Source organism: Bradyrhizobium sp. 159 (genome assembly GCF_023073795.1).
GTDB lineage: Bacteria > Pseudomonadota > Alphaproteobacteria > Rhizobiales > Xanthobacteraceae > Bradyrhizobium.
On sequence record NZ_JADPKE010000089.1, the window covers coordinates 142,239 to 162,725 of the forward strand.

At 65.2% G+C, this 20,487-nt stretch carries 17 protein-coding genes, 1 other RNA gene and 2 pseudogenes; 6 read left to right on the plus strand and 14 right to left on the minus strand.

The features are described from left to right. Nucleotides 1–25: 25 nt before the first annotated feature. The 3 genes from IVA96_RS27235 to rsmH are packed head-to-tail and all read right to left on the minus strand — an operon-like array spanning nucleotide 26 to nucleotide 3,162. On the minus strand, nucleotides 26–1,780 hold the full coding sequence (locus IVA96_RS27235) for a penicillin-binding protein 2 (protein ID WP_247420326.1): 1,755 nt from the start codon (nucleotides 1,778–1,780) through the stop codon (nucleotides 26–28). Further along, the gene (locus IVA96_RS27240; protein ID WP_247420329.1) at nucleotides 1,777–2,169 is read right to left on the minus strand and encodes a hypothetical protein; all 393 of its coding nucleotides are present in this window, start codon (nucleotides 2,167–2,169) and stop codon (nucleotides 1,777–1,779) included. The genes IVA96_RS27235 and IVA96_RS27240 overlap by 4 nt, the downstream gene beginning before the upstream one ends. 3 nt (nucleotides 2,170–2,172) lie before the next feature. Further along, nucleotides 2,173–3,162, minus strand: a complete 990-nt coding sequence (gene rsmH / locus IVA96_RS27245) for a 16S rRNA (cytosine(1402)-N(4))-methyltransferase RsmH (RefSeq protein ID WP_247278458.1) — start codon at nucleotides 3,160–3,162, stop codon at nucleotides 2,173–2,175. Nucleotides 3,163–3,603: 441 nt separating this feature from the next. Here rsmH and IVA96_RS27250 point away from each other — a divergent pair, with 441 nt between their 5' ends. Further along, complete coding sequence (locus IVA96_RS27250; RefSeq protein WP_247420493.1) at nucleotides 3,604–4,467, plus strand: N-acetylmuramoyl-L-alanine amidase; 864 nt, start codon at nucleotides 3,604–3,606, stop codon at nucleotides 4,465–4,467. Between the two features lie 92 nt (nucleotides 4,468–4,559). Here IVA96_RS27250 and IVA96_RS27255 read toward each other — a convergent pair whose 3' ends face one another. Together IVA96_RS27255 and IVA96_RS27260 are read right to left on the minus strand one after the other, a co-directional pair. Continuing rightward, nucleotides 4,560–5,795, minus strand: a complete 1,236-nt coding sequence (locus IVA96_RS27255) for an RNA polymerase sigma factor (protein WP_247420496.1) — start codon at nucleotides 5,793–5,795, stop codon at nucleotides 4,560–4,562. 132 nt (nucleotides 5,796–5,927) lie between these two features. Then, nucleotides 5,928–6,281: a YciI family protein gene (locus IVA96_RS27260; RefSeq protein WP_247420332.1), complete on the minus strand. Its 354-nt coding sequence runs from the start codon at nucleotides 6,279–6,281 to the stop codon at nucleotides 5,928–5,930. 149 nt (nucleotides 6,282–6,430) lie between these two features. Between IVA96_RS27260 and rnpB the strand changes: the two genes are divergently transcribed. Next, nucleotides 6,431–6,861, plus strand: an RNA gene (gene rnpB, locus IVA96_RS27265) — RNase P RNA component class A. A 163-nt stretch (nucleotides 6,862–7,024) separates the two neighbouring features. Here rnpB and IVA96_RS27270 read toward each other — a convergent pair. Then, nucleotides 7,025–7,737 (minus strand): annotated as a pseudogene (locus IVA96_RS27270) (alpha/beta hydrolase). Nucleotides 7,738–7,811: 74 nt separating this feature from the next. After that, nucleotides 7,812–8,240 (minus strand): annotated as a pseudogene (locus IVA96_RS27275) (DUF983 domain-containing protein). Nucleotides 8,241–8,319: 79 nt separating this feature from the next. On the opposite strand from IVA96_RS27275, the gene IVA96_RS27280 reads away from it, so the two are divergent. Beyond that, nucleotides 8,320–9,690, plus strand: coding sequence for a PLP-dependent aminotransferase family protein (locus tag IVA96_RS27280; protein ID WP_247420335.1), 1,371 nt, complete (start codon nucleotides 8,320–8,322; stop codon nucleotides 9,688–9,690). 7 nt (nucleotides 9,691–9,697) lie between these two features. Here the strand turns inward: IVA96_RS27280 and IVA96_RS27285 are convergent, their stop codons facing one another. Continuing rightward, the gene (locus tag IVA96_RS27285; RefSeq protein WP_247420337.1) at nucleotides 9,698–9,964 is read right to left on the minus strand and encodes a hypothetical protein; all 267 of its coding nucleotides are present in this window, start codon (nucleotides 9,962–9,964) and stop codon (nucleotides 9,698–9,700) included. A gap of 237 nt (nucleotides 9,965–10,201) precedes the next feature. On the opposite strand from IVA96_RS27285, the gene IVA96_RS27290 reads away from it, so the two are divergent. Beyond that, the gene (locus IVA96_RS27290; protein ID WP_247420339.1) at nucleotides 10,202–10,945 is read left to right on the plus strand and encodes a sulfite exporter TauE/SafE family protein; all 744 of its coding nucleotides are present in this window, start codon (nucleotides 10,202–10,204) and stop codon (nucleotides 10,943–10,945) included. Nucleotides 10,946–10,993: 48 nt separating this feature from the next. Here IVA96_RS27290 and IVA96_RS27295 read toward each other — a convergent pair whose 3' ends face one another. From IVA96_RS27295 to IVA96_RS27315, 5 genes are all read right to left on the minus strand, one after another. Further along, nucleotides 10,994–12,400 carry an MATE family efflux transporter gene (locus IVA96_RS27295; protein WP_247420342.1) on the minus strand — a complete coding sequence of 469 codons (1,407 nt, stop codon included), beginning with the start codon at nucleotides 12,398–12,400 and terminating at the stop codon, nucleotides 10,994–10,996. Nucleotides 12,401–12,453: 53 nt separating this feature from the next. Then, entirely contained in the window at nucleotides 12,454–14,253 is a 1,800-nt protein-coding gene (locus IVA96_RS27300; RefSeq protein WP_247420345.1) for an ABC transporter ATP-binding protein, read from the minus strand. Between the two features lie 72 nt (nucleotides 14,254–14,325). Next, nucleotides 14,326–14,490 carry a hypothetical protein gene (locus tag IVA96_RS27305; protein WP_247420348.1) on the minus strand — a complete coding sequence of 55 codons (165 nt, stop codon included), beginning with the start codon at nucleotides 14,488–14,490 and terminating at the stop codon, nucleotides 14,326–14,328. Nucleotides 14,491–14,841: 351 nt separating this feature from the next. Next, the gene (locus IVA96_RS27310) at nucleotides 14,842–16,428 is read right to left on the minus strand and encodes a DHA2 family efflux MFS transporter permease subunit (RefSeq protein WP_247420351.1); all 1,587 of its coding nucleotides are present in this window, start codon (nucleotides 16,426–16,428) and stop codon (nucleotides 14,842–14,844) included. Nucleotides 16,429–16,640: 212 nt separating this feature from the next. Further along, entirely contained in the window at nucleotides 16,641–17,966 is a 1,326-nt protein-coding gene (locus tag IVA96_RS27315; RefSeq protein ID WP_247420354.1) for an HlyD family secretion protein, read from the minus strand. Nucleotides 17,967–18,158: 192 nt separating this feature from the next. On the opposite strand from IVA96_RS27315, the gene IVA96_RS27320 reads away from it, so the two are divergent. Continuing rightward, nucleotides 18,159–18,794, plus strand: coding sequence for a TetR/AcrR family transcriptional regulator (locus IVA96_RS27320; RefSeq protein ID WP_247278449.1), 636 nt, complete (start codon nucleotides 18,159–18,161; stop codon nucleotides 18,792–18,794). 55 nt (nucleotides 18,795–18,849) lie between these two features. Beyond that, nucleotides 18,850–19,185, plus strand: coding sequence for a DUF6665 family protein (locus IVA96_RS27325; protein ID WP_247420358.1), 336 nt, complete (start codon nucleotides 18,850–18,852; stop codon nucleotides 19,183–19,185). A gap of 47 nt (nucleotides 19,186–19,232) precedes the next feature. Here the strand turns inward: IVA96_RS27325 and IVA96_RS27330 are convergent, their stop codons facing one another. Continuing rightward, nucleotides 19,233–20,441, minus strand: a complete 1,209-nt coding sequence (locus IVA96_RS27330) for an extensin family protein (RefSeq protein ID WP_247420361.1) — start codon at nucleotides 20,439–20,441, stop codon at nucleotides 19,233–19,235. Nucleotides 20,442–20,487 lie beyond the last annotated feature (46 nt).

Sequence of the window (20,487 nt, forward strand, 5' to 3'; positions counted from 1 at the left end):
CAGCGGCAATGGCCTACCCGGTTGATTACTGGGTTGTCCTGGATGCTGCAAGAATAAGGCGGTCCGCAGGCGGCAGATCGAACCGCGGCTCGACGCCCAGAAGCGGCGCGATCCGCTCGATCACCTTGCCGCCGGTCGGCACCGCGTTCCAGCCCGAGGTGATGAAACCCTTCGTTTCAGCAATCGCCTGCGGCTCGTCCAGCATGATCAGGACGTGATATTTCGGATCGTCGCAGGGCAGGATGGCGGTGAACGAGTTGAGCACACGCTTCTTGGCGTAGCGGCCGTTGATGACCTTCTCGGACGTGCCGGTCTTGCCGCCGACGTAATAGCCCTTGATGTCGGCGGTCTTGGCGGTACCGATCTCGGCATTGAGCCGCATCAGATACCGCATCTTGTCGCTGGTGTCCTGCTTGATCACGCGCTTGGCCAGCGCCGCCGCTTCGGCTTCGCTGCGCTTCATGAAGGTCGGCGGAATGAGGTAACCGCCGTTCACCAATGCATTGATGCCCATCACCGCCTGGAGCGGCGCCACCGAGAGGCCCTGGCCGAACGCAGCCGTGACCGTGTTCAGCTCACTCCAGCGGCGCGGGATCAGCGGCGCGGCGCTCTCCGGCAGCTCGGTACGCAGCCGCGTCAACTGGCCCATCTTGGCGAGAAACGCCTTATGCGCCTCGACGCCCTGGTTAAGCGCGATCCGTGCCGCGCCGATGTTGGACGAATAGGTGAACACTTCCTTGGTGTTGATGAAGCGCCCGAGCGGGTGGCTGTCGTGGATGGTGAACTTGCCGTAGTGCAGGTTCCCGCGCGCATCCCACGACGAGTTCAGATTGATCTTGCCGGAATCGAGCGCCATCGCCAGCGTGAACGCCTTGAAGGTCGAGCCCATCTCGTAGACGCCGGTGGTCAGGCGATTGATGCGGTCGGGGTCGTGCGCTTCCTTCGGATTGTTGGGATCGAAGTCCGGCAGGGACACCATCGCCACGATCTCGCCGGTCTTGACGTTGGAGACGATGCCGGAGGCGGCCTTGGCGTGAAACTTGTCCTTGGCCTTCAACAGTTCGTCGCGGAGCGCATGCTCGACGCGCAGATCGACCGAGAGCTCGATCGGCTTTTGCAGCCGGTCGGTGGCAAAGCCGGCGCGGTGGAGATCGGCGAGCCCCTGGTTGTCGAGCCACTTCTCGAGACCAGCGATGCCCTGGTTATCGATATTGACGAGACCGATCAGGTGGGCGACCTCGTTGCCGGTCGGGTAGACGCGCTTGTTCTCGCGCAGGAAGCCGATGCCAGGAATGCCGAGCTTGTGGATGTCCTGCTGCTGCTTCGGCGTGACCTCGCGTTTAAGCCAAACGAAGCCCTTGCGCGTCTTCAGGCGCTCGCGCACCTCGGCCTCGTCAAGATCGGGGATGGTGGCGGTCAGAAGCTCGATCGCCTCGTCCTTGTCGATGATGCGGCGCGGCTCGCCGAACAGGCTCGCCGCCTTGACGTCGGTTGCCAGGATCGCGCCGTTACGGTCGACGATGTCGGGCCGCGCGGTTGCGACCACCTCCTGCGCCGCGGCGCGGCGGGCACCGTGAGCGTCGGCCCCGATCGCGAACATCACGAGGCGGCCGCCGATCAGGGCGTAGACCGAGGCGAAGGCGAGCATCGCCAGGCCAACGCGCGCGCGCGCCTTCGCGGCGCGATCGACGTTGCGCCCGTAGAGCAGGCTGCGGATCAGCCGCTGCCGCCAGGGCTCGGTGGGCTTTTCTGTGGGTTTTGCCGGGATCGGAGCGCTCATTGATTGTCCTCCGGCTGAGGCACGGAGCCCGTCACAGTGTCGGGATCGCTCGCGGCTTCGATAGTATTGAGCATCGCTCCGATCGGGTCGGGCTCGCCCGGCCTGAACATCCGTGACGGGCGCTCCGGCAGGTTCTTCAGCGAGTCATATTGCGTGCCGTTGACCGGCTTCAGCGATAGATGCCGGTCGGACAGTCCTTGCAGGCGCAGGGGCGCATCGAGCTTGGCCCATTCAGCGCGCAGCGAGGCGATCGCATCGCGCTGCTCCCGGATCTCCGCATGCAGGCGCAGCACCTTCTCGGTGCGCGCGGTGGAGTCCATCTTGATCCGGTAGACATGGGCTGCCGCGAAGATCAGCGCGCCGATGACGAGGAGGTGGATGAAGCGCATGCGCTAGCCGCCCCTCATGACGTCGGAGAGTCTTGGCCAGGACGATGGCTCGCCATCATGATGCGCGGGCGCCGAGGTACGCTCGGCGGCGCGCAGCTTTGCGGAGCGCGCACGTGGATTGAGCGCAACTTCGTCCTCACCGGCGACGATCGGCCGCCGCGTCAGCAGCTGGAAGCTCGGCGCGGCTTGCGCCACCTCTGGCAGATGCCGCGAACCGCCGCCGCTCTTGGAACGTGAGGCGAGAAAATTCTTGACGATGCGGTCTTCCAGCGAATGGAACGAGACCACGACGAGGCGGCCGCCGGGCTCGAGCACGCGCTCGGCCGCAGCGAGCGCCGTCTGAAGTTCCTCTAGCTCTTCGTTGACGAAGATGCGCAGCGCCTGGAACGTCCGCGTCGCCGGGTGAATGTCCCCGGGCTTCGAGCGCACGACCCTGCCGACGAGATCAGCGAGTGCGCGCGTGGTCGTGAACGGCGTCTCCTGCCGGTCTGCCACGATGGCGCGGGCGATGCGCCGCGAATGCCGCTCCTCGCCGAAGAGATAGATGATGTCGGCTAGATCGCCTTCGGAAGCGCGGGCGACGACGTCTGCCGCGGTCGGCCCCGTCTGCCCCATCCGCATGTCGAGCGGTCCGTCGAGACGGAAGGAGAAGCCGCGGCCGGCCTGATCGAGCTGCATCGAGGACACGCCGACATCCATCACGACTCCGTCGATCGCCTCGACGCCCTGCCCCGCGCAGACTTCGGCGAGGTTCGAGAAGCGGTCTTCGACCAGCGTGAGCCGGCCCGCGGAGCGTTCGACGAGTTCGGCACCGCCAGCGATCGCAGTGCGGTCACGGTCAATGGCAATGAGCCGGGTTCCCGGCACGTCGAGAATGGCACGGCTGTAGCCGCCGGCGCCGAAGGTGGCGTCGACATAGATGCCGCCCGCGCGCGGGGCGAGATGGTCAACGGCCTCGCGGCCGAGAACGGGAATGTGCGGAGCCGAGCTCATGCGCCACGCCTGTCGAACACCCAGCCCGGTGTCGAGGCCAGATTGGGGACGAAGCAGCCCATGACGCCTCGAATGATTCTGCGTCGCGGCGGTTCCACGACAAAGCCCTCGTCTAGCACGGTTCCCAAGCCCGGCTGTCCCGGGCCGCAAACCCAGTGTTCGTGGAATTTGTCGGGCAGCCATGGGATTTCGAGCCAAAATACGCTTTGGCCGCCTCCGGACGCGGGTCGGCTCTTCATCTCTCAGTAACGGCCCCTAGCGTTAAGAAAGCGTTGATCGGCTCGCGACAAGTCAAAACGGTGACGCCGTGGTGATGCTTCATCCACACACACGCGCCAAAATGCGTCCGTTAACCGCGCCGCGCGATTGCGCGCGGTCGAAGGGTAAAGGAATAGTAAAGAGAAGGGCTTGGCCCACACTCTCGTCCAACTCGAGCTGTTCATGCCGTCCGGTTCGTCCACGCCGTCTGGAGCTGATTCGAAGCGTCAACGCGTTCTCCCGGTTCCCAAAGCCGCGGCGGGCATGCGAACGTTCGATCCCGATTCCTCGATCGTCTCCGACATCATCCCCTCGCCGAACCATGGCGAGCGCGCCAAGGGACGGCAGCCCGACATGATCGTGCTGCACTACACCGGCATGCCCGATGTCGAGGGTGCGCTGGCGCGGCTGTGCACGGCGGGGACCGACGTGTCGGCGCACTACGTCGTGCTGGAGGACGGCCGCATCGTGCAATGCGTGCCCGAGGCCAGGCGCGCCTGGCACGCCGGCGTCTCGTCCTGGGCCGGCGAGGATGACATCAACTCCTGCTCGATCGGCATCGAGATCATCAATCGCGGCCATGACTGGGGCTATCCGGAGTATCCGCTGCGCCAGATCGCCGCCGTGATCGCGCTATGCCGCGGCATCATGCTCCGCCGCAAGGTGCCGCCGCACCGGGTGCTTGGCCATTCCGACGTCGCACCCGCGCGCAAGAAGGATCCCGGCGAAAAATTTCCGTGGCATTCGCTGGCCAATTCCGGCGTCGGCCATTGGGTGACGCCCGCCCCGGTCGTGCGCGGCGAGAGCCTGATGCTTGGCACCATCAGCGACGCCGTGCTGAGCATGCAGCAGGCGCTCGCCCGGTACGGCTATGGCGTGCCGCTGACCGGCAAATACGATGCCGCGACAATGGAAGTCGTCACCGCCTTCCAGCGGCACTTCCGCCCGGCACGGTTGGATGGTATCGCCGATCACTCGACGCTGTCGACATTGCAGGCGCTGCTGGCGAGCTTGCCCGCGGAAGGGCCGGCGGTCGCGTCGAAGTGACGGCGTAGCCGTCATTCCGGGGCGCACGACGTGCGGACCCGAAATCTCGAGATTACGGGTTCGATGCTTCGCATCGCCCCGGAACGACGATGCTAGTTACCCATCTCCTTGATCCTTCGCGCGTACAGCCGCCGCAGCGGCTCCAGCTGTGTCGCCTCCGTCGCCGCGCGATAAGCTTCGTGCGCCTCGTCCTTGCGGCCGAGCCGCCGCAGCAGATCCGCGCGCACGGCGGGCAACAGCTCGTAGCCAGCGAGCCCGCCGCGGGCGGTGATCGCATCGACGAGAGCGAGCGCACGTGAAGGACCATCGACCATCGACACCGCCGCGGCATGGTTCAGCTCGATCACCGGTGACGGGTTGATGCGCAGCAGGACCTCATAGAGCCCCGCAATCTGCGGCCAATCGGTCTGCGCAAAGCTGGTCGCGCGAGCATGCAACGCCGCGATCGCGGCTTGCACGGCATAGGGTTGCGGCCGGCCCGGCACGCGCAGCGCGTCATCCACCAACCGCAGCCCTTCATCGATCTGCGCGCGGTCCCACAGGGCGCGATCCTGCTCTTCGAGCAGCACGATATCGCCGGCCGCTGTCTCGCGCCCGGCGCGGCGCGCGTCGTGCAGCAGCATCAGCGCCAGCAGGCCCTTGATGCCGGCGCGATCGGGCATCAACCGGTCCAGCAGGCGGCCAAGCCGGATGGCCTCGGCGGCGAAATCGGGCCGCATCAGGTCCGCACCCGACGTCGCGACGTAGCCTTCGGTGAAGACGAGATAGATCACCGCGAGCACGCCGTCGAGCCGCAGCGCCAGCGCGTCACGCTCGGGCACTTCGTAAGGAATACCGGCAAGGCGGATCTTCTGCTTGGCGCGAACGAGGCGCTGCGCCATTGCCTCCTCGCTGACGAGAAAGGCGCGCGCGACCTGCGCGGTGGAGAGCCCGCAGACGGTGCGTAGCGTCAGCGCAACCTGGACTTCGGCTGCGAACGCGGGATGGCAGCAGGTGAAGATCAACCTGAGCATGTCGTCGTCGAGCATGGCCGGCGGCTCGTCAGGCGCTTGCGCATTCAGCTCGAGCTCATGCACCAGCGCTTGCTGCTTGCCGCGAAAGACGGCTTGGCGGCGAATGCGGTCGATCGCCTTGTTGCGCGCGACATTGACCAGCCAGGCGCGCGGATTGTCGGGGATCTCGCATGCCGGCCAGCGTTCCAGCGCGACGGCAAAGGCATCCTGGAGCGCATCCTCAGCGAGATCGAAATCGCCGACGAGGCGGATCAGCGTGGCCAGCGCCCGCCCCGCCTCGTCACGAAAGATGGCTTCGATCTCGGAAGGGGTCATGCGATCACCACCTCCAACGTCATTGCGGGGCGTTGCGCCAGCGACGAGCCCGGAATCCATAATCCGGATCGTGGTCATGGATTCCGGGCCTGCGCCTTGCGGCGCATCCCGGAACGACGAGGGTGAGATCATTCACTTGTCATAGACCCAGATCGGCCGCACCTCGATCGATCCGATGCGCGCGGAGGGAATCCGCGCCGCAATCTCGATCGCGGCATTCAAATCCTTGGCTTCGACCAGATAGTAACCGCCGAGCTGCTCGCGCGTCTCCGCGAACGGGCCGTCAGTCGTAAGCGTTTTGCCTTCGCGCACGCGCACGGTCGTCGCCGTCGCCGTCGGCTGCAAGCGGTCGCCGGCCTTGAAGTTGCCGCTCTGGATGATGGATTGCGTGAAGGCCTGATATTCCGCCAGCATCTTCTGGCTGGTCGCCGCATCGTTCTTGGCGTACTCGACCTCGTTCTGGTAGATCATCAGCAGATACTGCATTGCTTTACTCCTGTGGTTCGGCTGTGTTGCCGACATCCAGTCGAACGGGGCACGCACCAAACGACATCTTCAGGATAAATTATTTGAAGCCCGCACGCGCGGCGATATCGGCTTGACGGAACCGTCACAAATGCTCCATGCGTAAACCGTCAGTCGGCCGGACGGCCGCTCCGGCAGGGGCCGAAAGGCCGCCGGGGAGGAAAGTCCGGGCTCCCTTGACATGCGGTGCCGGATAACGTCCGGCGGGGGTAACCCCAGGGAAAGTGCCACAGAGAACGAACCGCCCGCCTTCGCCCCTTCGGGGCTTCGGCGAGGTAAGGGTGAAAAGGTGCGGTAAGAGCGCACCGCGGATCCGGCAACGGAGCCGGCATGGCAAACCCCACCGGGAGCAAAACCGAATAGGGACGGCGCAGCGGGCCGTTCGCGCAAGCGATAACGCCGCGGGGCGATGTCAGGCCCGCCGTCCGGGTAGGTTGCTCGAGGCCATGTGCAAACATGACCCCAGAGGAATGGCCGTCACGTACCGTTCGCGCAAGCGGGCGGTGCCTTACAGAACCCGGCTTACAGGCCGGCTGATATCTTGCAACGAGGGGTTCGGCGTGAATGCGCCGAGCCCCTCACCATTTTAGAGGTGTCATTCCGGGGCGATGCGCAGCATCGAGCCCGGAATCCATCGGGCAGCAAATTCAGGCGATCGATGGATTCCGGGCCCTCGCTTCGCGAGCCCCGGAATGAGGAAGACACTAACCGACGATCTCTTGCAACACCGCCATCAGCGCCTCCGGTGCAGTCACATTCGGCGCGTGGCTGGCGTCGAGCTCGACATAGCGCCAGCCATCCTCGCTCTTGGTACGCCTCGCAAACTGCCCGAATACATCGCCGGGCGGAATGCGCGTGCAATAAATGTAGCTGCGCGGCACTGTCGCATCGCCGTGCGCGAGCTTCAGCCGCGCCTCGAAGCACTTGATCGGCATTGGGACGCGGCGCGCATTGAGCCAGTCGAGATCGGCCTGCGGCGTGTCCGGCGGCGGTGGGTTTGGCGGGATGCGGTAGCCGTCACCGCCGGCGGCCGCCCTTCGCATCGGCTCGCGCCCGCCTTCGTTGAGGTCGAACAGCGACTGGCCGTCACGGGGCACGAAGGCATCGAGATAGATCAATTGTGTTACGCGCTCGCGTGCGCGGTCGGCGACGCCGGTGGCGACCATGCCGCCATAGCTGTGGCCGAGCAGAACGACGTCGCTGAGGTCCTCGAAAGCGATGACGTTAAGGATGTCCTGGATATGCGTGTCGAGATCGATCGAACGACTTGCCAGATGCGCGCGCTCGCCGAGCCCGTGTAGGTCGGCGCGACCAGCCGGTGGCCGGCCTGCGCCATCAGCGGATGCATCTTCTTCCAGGCCCAGCCACCGGACCATGCGCCATGACAGAGCAGAAAAGTCTTCGAGCGTGCGGACATCGGCGTTTCCATCGTTCTTGTTTGTCCGATGGAGTGTAACGGCCGAACGCGCGATGTAAAACGCTGCGGCCGCTTTAGGCCCCGCGCGTGTCCGCCCTCACCAACACCGGTGCAAGCGCATTGCCTTCGCGCCGCAGCTTTTTCGCCTCGAAACCGTGCATGCCGAGTTGCCATTGCAGCCCGACGATGGCCCCCTTGGTCGGTTGCAGTAATGCGAGCGACGCGAACAGCGTCACCGGCAGTCACACCGCGAGTTGCAGCCACTCCGGCGGCGCATAGGCGGTCTCAACCGCAAGGATCGCCGGCACCACGAGATGACCGACCACGACCATCACGAGATAGGCCGGAAAGTCGTCTGCGCGCTGGTGAAACAGCTCCTAGCCGCAATGATCGCAAGCGTCAGCCACTTTCAGGAAGCGGCCGAACATGTGCCCTTCCACGCAATTCGGACATTTGCCGGTGAAACCGCGCCACATCGCCTTCGCCAGAGAGACCGTCGCCATGAGCACACCTCTTCCTTTTCCACGATCCATACAATAATGTATTGCATCCATACATTCAAAGGATATGGAGCCAAATTGCATGGATTGGACCCCGACAATCTCCGAGCTTTCCGGCCCGCGCTACCAGCGTATCGTCGAGGCCATGGAGGCCGACATCGCCGCGGGCCGACTGGTGCGCGGCCAGCAATTGCCGACGCAGCGCGCGCTCGCAAAAGCGCTCGGCATCGACCTCACCACGGTGACGCGCGCCTACACCGAGGCGCGGCGCCGCGGCATCATGGAGGCCCGGGTCGGACAAGGCTCGTTCGTGTCGGAGACCAGCGCGCGCCGCGCGGTCGACCTGCCCCACCCAGTCGCAATCGACCTCTCGATGAACGTGCCGCCGCATCCGCTGGAGGCACAGCTCGACGAGCGCATCATCTCCGGAATGGAAGCCATCCGCGCGCAATCGGGCTTGACGGCGCATCTCAACTACCAGCCGCCCGGCGGCAGCGCACATGAGCGCGAGATTGCGGCACGCTGGATGCGCGCCCGCGTTGCGCATGCGCGTGCCGACAAGCTCGTGATCTTTCCCGGCGCGCAGACGATCCTGTTCAACCTGCTCAGCCATCTCGCGCGGCCCGGCGACATCGTTCTGACCGAAGCGCTCACCTTTCCCGGCATCAAGGCCGCCGCGGCGCGGCTTGGTATCAAGCTCGTCGGCGTCGCCATGGATGACGGCGGGATCCTGCCCGACGCGCTGGCAGACGCTTGCCGCACCCACAGGCCGAAAGCCGTCTATCTCATTCCGACGCTGCACAATCCGACCACGGCGACGCTATCCCCCGAGCGGCGCAGCGCGATCGCAAAGATCATCTGCGATGCCGGTACGACACTGATCGAGGACGACGCCTACGGGCTGCTCGACCGTTCGGCATCGCCGATCGCGAACCTCATTCCCGAACGGACCTATCTCGCCACCACGCTGTCAAAATGCATCGCGCCGGCGCTTCGCGTCGCCTATCTGCTGACGCCCGACAACGATGCACAGCAGACGATGCGCAGCCATTTGCAGGCCACCGTGCAGATGCCGGCACCGCTGATGGTGGCGCTGGTGACGCATTGGATCGAGACCGGCATTGCCGATCGCATCATCGCCGCCATCCGCAACGAAGCGGTTGGCCGCCAGCAGCTCGCGCAGCGCGCGCTGAAAGGATTTCAGTTCCTGGCCAGGCCCGCCGCCCATCATCTCTGGCTGAGGCTGCCGGAGGGCCGGTCCGATGTCGCGGGGCATCTCTTGCGGAATGGACTCGCACTGGTCGCCGGCGAAGCCTTCACCGTCAATGGGATGCCGCCGCATGCGGCGCGAGTCTCGCTGGGCGCAGCGCGCAACAGGGCGGAATTGACCGAGGCGCTGCGCATCCTGGTCAGCGCGCTGCACAAGCCGGCCGACACCAGGCAGATCGTCTAGCGAAAACCTATCGATGCTGACGGCGATGGCGCGAGCGAAGCGCAGGCACAGCGGGTGACGGATAGGCCTGCGATGCATAGGCGTCGCGCGGGATGCCCCGCTGGCCGAGCGCGGCGCGCGCCGCCGGCGTGAGCTGGCCGCCATTCAGCACGTCGCGGTCGGGATGGGCGGCCTGATAGGCCGCAGGTTCGGAAAGCTGCGCCTGCGCTATTGTCGGCATCAAGGCCGCCGCCGACATCAGCGCGGCCGCAACGGCAATGTTCATGCGGGTCATCGTCATTCTCCATCATCTTGTGCGGGACTGACCGAACGGAGCGCACGATGGCGTCGGACGGGCCGCAGGATTGAAGTACTGAAGTACGACCGTCATGTAGGCGTGTCTTTCGCGAAAAGCCCGAACCCCGTAGATCACGCTTGCGTGCAGCACGGATTGACCGGCACGGCAGCAAGCGTGCTATGCGGGCGCTGGTGATCAACAGTTCGGGATCGCCATTGCGACAAGGATGATCAGTTGGAAACGCTCACCTACGTCCTGCTGTTGTTCGGCGCGCTGGCCGGCGGCTTCGTCTCGGGACTGGCCGGCTTCGGCACGGCGCTGATGGCGCTCGGCATCTGGCTCTACGTCCTGCCGCCATCGCTTGCGGTGCCGTTGGTGCTGATCTGCTCGGTAATCGCCCAGACCTCGACGCTGCCGTCGATGTGGAAGAGTTTTGACCTCTCGCTGGTCTGGCCGTTCCTGATCGGCGGGCTGGTCGGCGTGCCGCTGGGAACGATGATGGTCGCCTCGGCCGATCCAAAAGTTTTCAAGCTGAGCGTCGGTGTGCTGCTTCTGATCTTCTCGAGCGCGCTGTATCTGAACAAGAGGTCGCTCGCGATCAAATTCGGCGGCAGGATCGCCGACGGCGCGATCGGCGTTGCCGGCGGCATTCTTGGCGGCCTCGCCGGATTGTCGGGGCCGCTGCCGATCCTGTGGGCCAACATCCGCGGCTGGAACAAGCACGAGCGGCGCGGCATCTTCCAGCTCTTCAATTTCACGGTGCTCGCGACCGCGCTGGCGTTGCAGACCGCGTCGGGCCTCGTCGCCTTCAAAGTGGTCTGGCTCGCGCTGGTCGCCTTTCCGGGCACGCTGATCGGCGCATGGGCCGGCGCACGCGTCTATCACGCGTTGAGCGACAAGCATTTTGGCGATGTCGTGCTCGGCCTTCTGTTCCTGTCCGGCCTCGGCCTCGTCTGGAACAGTGTTGGCGCGTATTAGCCCCACGGCGCCGCAAATTATCCGGCGCCGCTGGGGAGGTGACTGCCGCTATGCAGGCGCACGCGCGGGAGGTGCGACAGGCTCAGCTTCGATCGGCCCGGGAGCCCCGACCTGCCGGAGCGGCGCCAGCCGCCTTTCGAACTCGCGGCGTAACAACCACAAGCTCAGCGCGGCCTGGAGCGTCGTCGCAGCGATCGACAAGTACCACACGTGCTCCATGCGGAAGCCCGGCCGCGTCGACAGCCAGATCGCCGGCAAGGAATAGGTGAACACGCGCGTCGCCGAGCTCAAGAGCACCGGCTTGGTATTGCCGAGGCCCTGGAACATGCTCGAGCAGGTGAAGATCAGGCCCTGCGCCACCATGTTGAGCGAGATGATCCGCAGGAACAGGAAGGCGATCTCCATCGTCTCCCGGTCGTTGGAGAATCCGGCGAGCAGCAACTCCGGCTTCGCTTGCGCAAGGATCATGAAGCCGATCATCACGGCTGTGGTGATTAGCGCCGCCTTGACGAAGGTCTCCCGCACGCGCGCGCCGTTTGCGGCGCCGACGTTCTGGCCGGCGATTGGACCGGCCGCGAGTGCGACCGCAAGCGCCGGCATCTGGATCAGGCCGAGCACCCGCTGCCCGATGCCGAATCCCGCCTGCGCCGCCGCACCGAAATCGCGCAGCACGTAATAGACCACGGCCATGAAGATGAACATCATCGCGAACTCGCCGCCGGCCGGCAGACCGAGATTGAGAATGCGCTTCAAATGGCGCGGCTGCGGGCGCCACTGCGCCGCGTTGAACGCGACATAGCGCTCGACCTGGCGGAAGTACGCGAGCAGCATCAGAACGCCGATCGCTACCGCGATCGAGCTCGCCAGCCCGGCGCCGGCAACGCCGAGCGGATAGCCCGTGCCCCAGCCCGCGATCAGCACCGGCGCCAGCGCGATATTGATGACCACCGCGAGCGCCTGCACCAGCATGGCGGGACGGACAATGCCGGTGGCGCGCAGCGCAGACGCCATCACCTGAGTGGCAAACTGCAGCGCGAGCGCGGGCATGAACCACAATAGATAGATGGTCCCCGCCTCGATCGTGGCCTGATCCGCGGCGATCGAGCGCATGTAGAGACGCGACAAAGCTGCGCCCGCGGCCAGGGTCAGCAGGCCGAACAGCACCGACAGCGCGATCGCCTGGTTGAAGATCAGATTGGCATCCTGCCGATCCTTGCGTCCCACGGCGTGCGCGATCAGCGCCACCGTGCCGACGCCGAGCACCTGCATCAGCGCGTTGACGAGAAATCCGGCATTGCCGGCCGCGGCGACACCCGCGACGGCAGCATCGCCCAATCCCGAGACGAAGTAGAGATCGACCAGCTGGCAGACCATAATCGTGATCATGCCCACCATGATCGGCGGTGCCATGGCCAGGATGTGTCTCACGATGGGGCCGTTCGTCAGGTCTTTCATGTCATTCACCTCCGGCGGCGTGGCCTCGGGACTTCGCCCCGCCGCCGCGCGCCTCATTCCGCTGCTGCGATACGTCCGAGCTCCACCACCTGCCGCTCGAACAGGCCGCGATAGATGCCCCCTCGCTTGCCCGCGAGCACGGCATGCGTGCCCTGCTCGACGATCTCGCCGCGATCGAACACCAGGATGCGATCGAGGCTCTTCACGGTGGACAGCCGGTGCGCAATCACGATCGAGGTGCGGCCTTTCATCAGCCGCTCCATCGCCTCTTGGATCAGCGCCTCCGACTCCGAATCGAGGCTGGAGGTCGCCTCGTCCAGGATCAGCACCGGTGCATCCGCCAGGAAGGCGCGCGCCAGCGCCACGCGCTGCCGCTCGCCGCCCGACAACTTCACGCCGCGCTCGCCGACCAGCGTGCCGTAGCCCTTGGGCAGGCGCAGAATGAAGTCGTGTGCGTTCGCAAGCCGCGCCGCCTGCTCGATCGTCTCCAGGCTGGCACCCGGCCGGCCATAGGCGATGTTTTCGGCGAGCGAGCGGTGGAACAGGATCGGCTCCTGCTGCACGATCGCGATCTGGCTGCGCAGCGATTGCTGCGTGGCGCGCGCGATGTCCTGCCCGTCGATCAGCACGCAGCCACTGGTGACGTCGTAAAGCCGCTGCACCAGCTTGACGAAGGTCGTCTTGCCGGAGCCGGAGCGGCCGACGAGGCCGACACGCTCGCCGGCGCGGATCGTCACCGACAGCCCGTCATAGAGCGGCGCGCGGTGGCCGCCATAATGGAACGTGACGTCGTCGAACACGATCTCGCCGCCCTCGATCGCGATCGGACGCGCATCGGAAGCATCCGCAATGCCGATCGGCTCGTCGTGGATCGCCACCAGCTCGTCCATGTCGTTGACCGAGCGCTGGAGGTTGTTGATGTGCATGCCGACGTCACGCAAATAAGCGTGGATGACGTAATAGCTCGTCAGCACATACGTGACGTCGCCGGGCGAGGCATGACCTGACATCCACAGCAGCACCGAGCCGCCGATCACGGAGGCGCGCAGGCACAGCAGCAAGGAAAGCTGCGACATCGCCGTGTAATTGTAGCGAAACCAGGTCCGCCGCACGCGCACGCGCCAACGGTTGATGACGCGCGCGAGCCGCGCATCCTCGCGCGCTTCGGCACCGAACGACTTCACCACGGCGTTGCAGGTCAGCGCGTCCGCCAGCGTGCCTCCGACCTTGGTGTCCCAGGCATTGGAGACGCGGGCTGCCGGCGCGATGTAGCGGGTCGAGAACACCACCGTGATGGTGACGTAGACGACCGCCCCGAGCGCGATCACCAGGCCGAGCGAGGCCCAGTGCACGCCGAGCAGGACCATCGACCCGATCAGCACGACCAGCGAAGGCAGAAGCGCGAGCAGAATGGTGTCGTTGAGCAGGTCGAGCGCCCACATGCCGCGGGTGATCTTGCGCACCGTGGAGCCGGCAAAGGAGTTCGCGTGCCAGTCGGTCGAGAAGCGCTGCACGCGCGTGAACGCGTCCTGCGCGACGTCGGACATGGTCGTCAGCGTGAACGGCACGATCGCCTGGAGGCCGACGAGCCGCAACACCATCGAGGCCGCGCCCAGCGCCACGATGGCGCCGAACGCCGTGAGCGCCGCGTGGCGCGCGTCCGGGTCGGACGGGCCGCGCGTCAGCGCATCGACCAGATGCCCTGAGAACACCGGCATGAACAGGTCGGCGAGAGTCGCGCCCAAGACGCCGCCGGCCACAACGAGGCCGCGCCCCGGCTGCTTCAGCCAGTGGCGGAACACGAAGGGCAGCACCACGCGAATTGCGGCGGGCTTTTTAGACAGAGCGGTCATGACATCATCCGGCCGCACGCGCGGGCCGGCTCCATCGATGGACACAGACCGGCCACGAGGGCCGAGACGGCGTCACTCAAAACTGACTTTGACTTGGGAAGCGGAGCGATCGGGGCGCTTGGTCGAAACCTTGGCCCAATCGAAGCTGGCGGAAAGGGCCTCTATGAGGCCGAGCACATACCGAGCCAGAACATCGAGCGCGGGCGTGCGATCTGCGAATGCGTCGAAGTCATGCAAATCCCTCCCGGCTCGATCGAATGAAGTGCGCTTTATAGATGTGTCGCAAGCGCTTTGCAACGGGGCTCGCGCGAGATCACGCACGAGTGTTGCAATTTGGTACGCGACGCCGTCCGCATCGCTGGTTGCGCGCTGCCACCCCAATCCTCGCCGTCATGCCCCGGCTTGACGGGGCATCCAGTACGCCGCGGCGAATGTGGTGCGAGAGCGAGCTCTCCAACGCCTGCCTCTGGAATACTGGATCGTCCGGTCCCGGCTCCGCCAACGGCTTCGCCGGGCATTCGGTGTTGGGCCGGCGAAGCTTCAGCGAAGACGGCAAGCCGGCGATGACACCGAACACGCGGAGTTGCGTCAATGCGCGTCGCCGCCGGCACCAAACGGCGAAGGCGGCTTCTTCAGCAGCGCGACCAGGAGGCTGAGCGCGAGATAGAACAGCGTCAGCACGAAGAAGGCGTCGCCAAAGCTCATCACCACGGCCTGGCGATGAACCAGCTGGGAGAGCTGCTTCATGGCCATCAGCGTGGCATCGCCAAGCCCCTGAAACTTCTGCATGAACATGGTCAGCGTTTCGGTCGCGGTCGCATTGCCCCACGTCACGCGCTCCTGGAGGCGGGTGATGTGGAGGTCGGTACGATCGTTGAGTACGGTGTTGATGACGGCGAGGCCGAGCGCGCCGCCGAGATTGCGCATCAGGTTGAACACGCCGCTCGCGTTCTTCACCTTCTCGGGTGCCAGCGTACCGAGGGCGACGTTGTTGGTCGGCACCATCGCGAACATCATGCCGATGCCGCGCAGGATCTGCGGCACCAGTAGTTCATAGAAATCATAGTCTCGCGTCATCCAGGTCATCTGGTAGGAGCCGAGCGCGAACACGACAAGACCGAACGCGATCATGTAGCGCATGTCGACCTTCGCCATGAGCCGGCCGACCAGCGGCGCGACCAGGAACATGGTGATGCCGGAGACGAACATGGTGTCCCCGATCATCAACGCGCTGTAGCCGCGCACTTCGGCGAGATAGCGCGGATAGATATAGGTCAGACCATAGAGCCCGATCCCGATGCAGAACTGCAGCGTGCAGCCGACGGCGAAATTGCGGTCCGAAAAGGTGCGCAAGTTCACGATCGGCTCGGCCGCGGTGAAGACGCGCCAGAAGAAGGCGATTCCCGAGATTGCACAGATCCAGGCGCAGATCGCGACCGAGGTGTCCTGCATCCATTCATATTGCGGCCCCTCCTCCAGCACATATTCGAGCGTGCCGAGAAAGCCGGCCATGAACAACAGGCCCCACCAGTCGAAGCGGTCGAGCAGTTCGAGATGCGGCTCGTCGAAATCGACCAGCGCCAGCACGCCGACGGTGATGCCGATGCCAGGCAGAACGTTGATGTAGAACAGCCAGTGCCAGGACATCGCGTCGGTGATGTAGCCGCCGACCGTCGGCCCGATCGTGGGTGCGAGGGTCGCAACAAGCCCGATGATGGGGCCGACGATGTGGAATTTCGAGCGCGGAAACACGGTATAGGCCGAGGCGAATACCGTCGGGATCATGCCGGCGCCGAGGAATCCCTGGAGCGCGCGCCAAAGGATCATCTCCTCGATGGTGCTGGCAAAGCCGCAGAGCAGGCTCGAGGCGGTGAAGCCGGCCGCCGAGATCGCGAACAACAGCCGCGTGCCAAAGGCGCGCGACAGGAATCCCGAGAGCGGAATGGCGATGACCTCGGCTATCAGATAGGCGGTCTGGACCCAGGAGACTTCGCTGGAGCTCGCCGACAATCCGGCCTGAATCTCACTCAAGGAGGCCGAGACGATCTGGATGTCCAGGATCGACATGAACATCCCGAACACCATGATGATGAAGGCAAACAGCCGCTTCGGCGCGATCCGCTCGGAAGCCGGGGCCGCCATCATGGCAGGTGAAGCAGTGGTGGTGTCGGCCATTCTCTTACCCGGCTCGCGCGAGAGTGCGCGGTCCACCTCTCCTCATCGAGGAGAGGTCGATTTGCGCAGCAAATCGGGTGAGGGGCCGCAGCTCCCACGAGAGAGCGTAAGCCCTCACCCGGATCGCATCTTGCGATGCGATCCGACCTCTCCCTTCGGGAGAGGTGAAGGACGAAGCGGCGCTCGTCGTGAACATGATTCGCCTGCCGGCACTACTGCGGGTGAACCGCGATGGGATCGTCGAGATCGACCTCGCTGTCGGCGTCGGCGGCACCCTTGTTGGTGTCGACGGTCGCGTAGACCGACATGCCGGCGCGGAGCAGGTTCTGCTTCGCCACCGATTTCGGCACGCGGATGCGCACCGGCACGCGCTGCACGATCTTGGTGAAGTTGCCGGTGGCATTGTCAGGCGGCAGCAGCGTGAACACCGAGCCCGCGCCCGCCGCGATGCTGTCGACGACGCCGGAGAACTTGCGCATGCCATAGGCATCGACCTTGATCGTCACCGGCTGGCCGGGGCGGATGCGCTTGAGCTGCGTTTCCTTGAAATTGGCGTCGATATAGACGTCGTCGAGCGGCACGATGTTTCCGAGGCGCTGGCCGACCGCGACGAAGTCGCCCGTATTGACCAGGCGATTCGAGAACGTGCCGTTGACCGGCGCGCGCACCGCGGTGAATCCGAGATCGCGCTCAGCCTTGGCGAGCGTGGTCTTGAGCTCGGCGAGCTGCGCCTGCGCCTCGGCCTGCTGCGCCTTGGCGACGTCGACATTGCTGACCGCGACGTCGTAGGCGGCCTGCGCGGCCTTGACCGCGGCCGCGCCCTGGTCGCGTCCGGCTTCCGAGCTCTCGAAGGTGGCGCGCGAGGCAAAGCCTTTGCTGCTCAGCGCCTGCTGGCGCTCATAGTCGAGATCGGCACGCTTGAGGCCCGCTTCAGCCGAGACGAGCTGCGCCTTCGCTTGCGCGACCTGGCTATCGAGTGCTGCGACCTGACGGCTGATGCGGTCAATCGTGGCCTGCTGAGTCGCGATCTTGGTCGCGGCGGCATCGACTGCGATCTTGTAGTCGCCGTCGTCGATGCGGAAGACGACGTCGCCCGCGCGCACCGGCGAGTTGTCGCCGGCGAGGACCGCGGAGATGTGACCGGCGACGCGCGCACCGAGCATGGTGTTGTTGGCGCGGACATAGGCATCGTCGGTGGAGATGTAGAAGCGGCCGACCAGCGTGTAGTAACCGGCATAGCTCGCGACCGCGAGCGCCAGCAGCAAGCCAACCCCCATCAGGACGAATTTGCGTTTGCCGGATTTGGGCGCGGCGGCAGCAGCGCTATGGGCAGGGGCAGCCGGGGCCGCCCTGTCGGTCGCGGGCTTCTCGGCCACCTCGACGCTGCGGTGCTCGGTTTCCTCGACCACATGAGAGCGCAATTTCTCAGCCAGGACGGCGGGTTTCTCGGGCGCAGCGTCACCGCTCACCTGCTCCGGCGTCGTCTCCACCGCCTCCTGGCGAAGGACGCGCGCAGCCTGGTCTCTCGATACGGCCATAAAGGCCTCCCCAAAAGCGCGAGCAGGGATGGCCGCCACGGCACGCCCCTTTTTCGCTCGTCCTAAATACCTTGACCGAACGGTTCGGTCAATCTACATAATATTCCCGGTGTCATCTTAATAGCCCGAATCCTTTATTCGGGTTTCATAGCCCCAGACGCGGATCCAAAAACCTTCCGAGACCCTAAACCAATGGTTGTAGCTGCCAGCGAACGTCTTCACATCGTCCCGGAGGAGGACAGCTCCAAGCGACGTCAAATCCTGGACGGTGCTCGCAAAGTGTTCATGGCTCTCGGTTTCGACGGCGCCAGCATGGGCGAGATCGCGCGCGCGGCACAGGTTTCCAAGGGCACGCTCTACGTCTATTTCGCCGACAAATCCGCGCTGTTCGAAGCCATTCTCGAAGAGGAGGCGCTCCAGCACGGCCAGGTCGTGTTCAATTTCGATCCCGCGCGCGATGCCGAGACCACGCTAAAGGATTTCGGCCAGGCCTATATCCATTTACTCTGCCGGCCCGGCGGCGGATCGGCAATCCGCACCGTGATGGCAATCGCCGAGCGCATGCCCGACGTCGGCCGCCGTTACTATGCGCGGGTGCTGGACAAGACCATCCACCGGTTGTCCGATTATCTCAAAGCCCATGTCGCTTCCGGCGATCTCGATATCGACGATTGCGATCTTGCCGCCTCGCAATTCATGGAACTGTGCAAGGCCTCGCTGTTCCTGCCGTTCGTCTTCCAGGCTGCTCCCGCACCGTCGCAAGAGCGCATGACCGAAGTCGTCGATAGCGCGACGCGGATGTTCCTCGCGACGTATCGGGCGAAGTAACCGCAAGCGGGCTACGCGTTGCGCAGGCGCGTCGCGGGCGGTTATATTTGCGTCCATGCCTCGTGATCTTCGCCCCCCTGTCGATATTCTCCATTATGAGATCGTCCAGGAGCAGGCCTCGGCGCTTGGACGAATGGGCCGCGCGCTGGAACAGAGCCTCACGCGTTTGCGCGAGTTCGACGCCGCCCACGCGGCCTCGGGGGTACCGGCCTCACTGCAACCGGCCAGACGTAGGCTGGTGCACGAAGCCGGCCATGCGCTGTGGATGTTCGTAGTGCAACGCGAGGCGTCCGGTCTTCGCGACAGCCGCCACATCATGCGAACCTACAACGTCCCTGGCGAGGTGCAGCGGTGCATGGGGCTCCCACCATCGAAGCCGGCCTCGAAATGACTTACTGGCGGGCTACGCCCCCATCGTAGCTACGGGTTTGCGCAAGCCTAATCGTCGGCGTACTCGTCTTCTTCGCGCTTGTGCGCGGCGCTCTTGCGGCCGAGCGAACCAGTCACGGAAGGATCGCGTGCATTCGCATAGGGGCTGCGTGACTGCGCACGCGCGGCGACCTCATCGCCGGAGACGGCGGCGGGCTGGCAGATCAGGCGACGGCTGGCGCGGCGCATCAGATCGACGTGGATGTGATCGTAATGATAGACGTTGGAGCCGGGCGCGAGCACCGTCGTGAAATGCGCGCAGGCACCGGACTGCACGTCGCGCAAAAATCCCTGCTCTTCCGGCATGCCGCGCCAGCCGTCCTTCACAGTGACACGGCGGCCGTCGGCGAGCACGAAGGCGGAAATATCGAGCGCATTGCCGAAGGCGTGCTCGGAAATGTGGGCGCGCGAGTTGCCGTTCATGCCACGGCAGGAATAGGCGGAGATCTGCTTGATTTCGGCGACGCGGACGCCGAACCAGCGCATGGCCGAAGGCTGCACGGTGTCGGCGAGCCAGCGGTCGAGCTCGGACACGATCGGACAGGCCAGCGTCGCGGTCGGCTTGATCGCAACGGGACCGACGGCGGTAACGGGATTGCCCTGCGCCGGGCCAAGACGCGGCAGCGGCTGCTGCGCGGGCGGTTGCCCGTAGGGTGCCGCACCGGCCGGCCGCGCCGGATAGCTCGGCGCGTTCATGTAGCGCGCGGCCCCCGCGGCATCGGTGCCCTCGGGCGGCAGATCGATCTCGTCTTCCTGCGGCACCACGCCGGGCGCGTTCAGCGACATCGGTCCGGTTGAAGTGCTATAGCCGGAAGGCTGCTGCAGTGCGCTCTCCGGATAGTTCGATCGCTGCGGGTGGGAGGGTGCCGGATAATTCTGGCTCTGCGGATAGTTCGATCGCTGCGTGACCGGCCAGCGCGGCTGGTTGCCGATGCTTCCCGGCGGACGCAGCTCCTCGTCGGCAAAGCCATAGCTGCTGGAGGCTTCGCCGATGGCGGCGACCTTCAGCGGAAATTCGGCGCCACATTGGCCAGGGCCGGAGATCGGATCGATGCGGACGATGTCCGCACTCTCCTTGACCGCTCCAGATTTCAGGCACGCCGCTTCCGCCTCGGCCCGCCACGGTTCGCGTTCGGCCTGGAAGAAGCCGCGTCCGCAACCCGCTAGCGAAACAAGGACGAAGGAGCCGACGAGATACAAACGAACTCCGCGCGTCATGAACGCACGTTCGGTGAATTTACTTAAAGACTCTTCAACGTGTCGT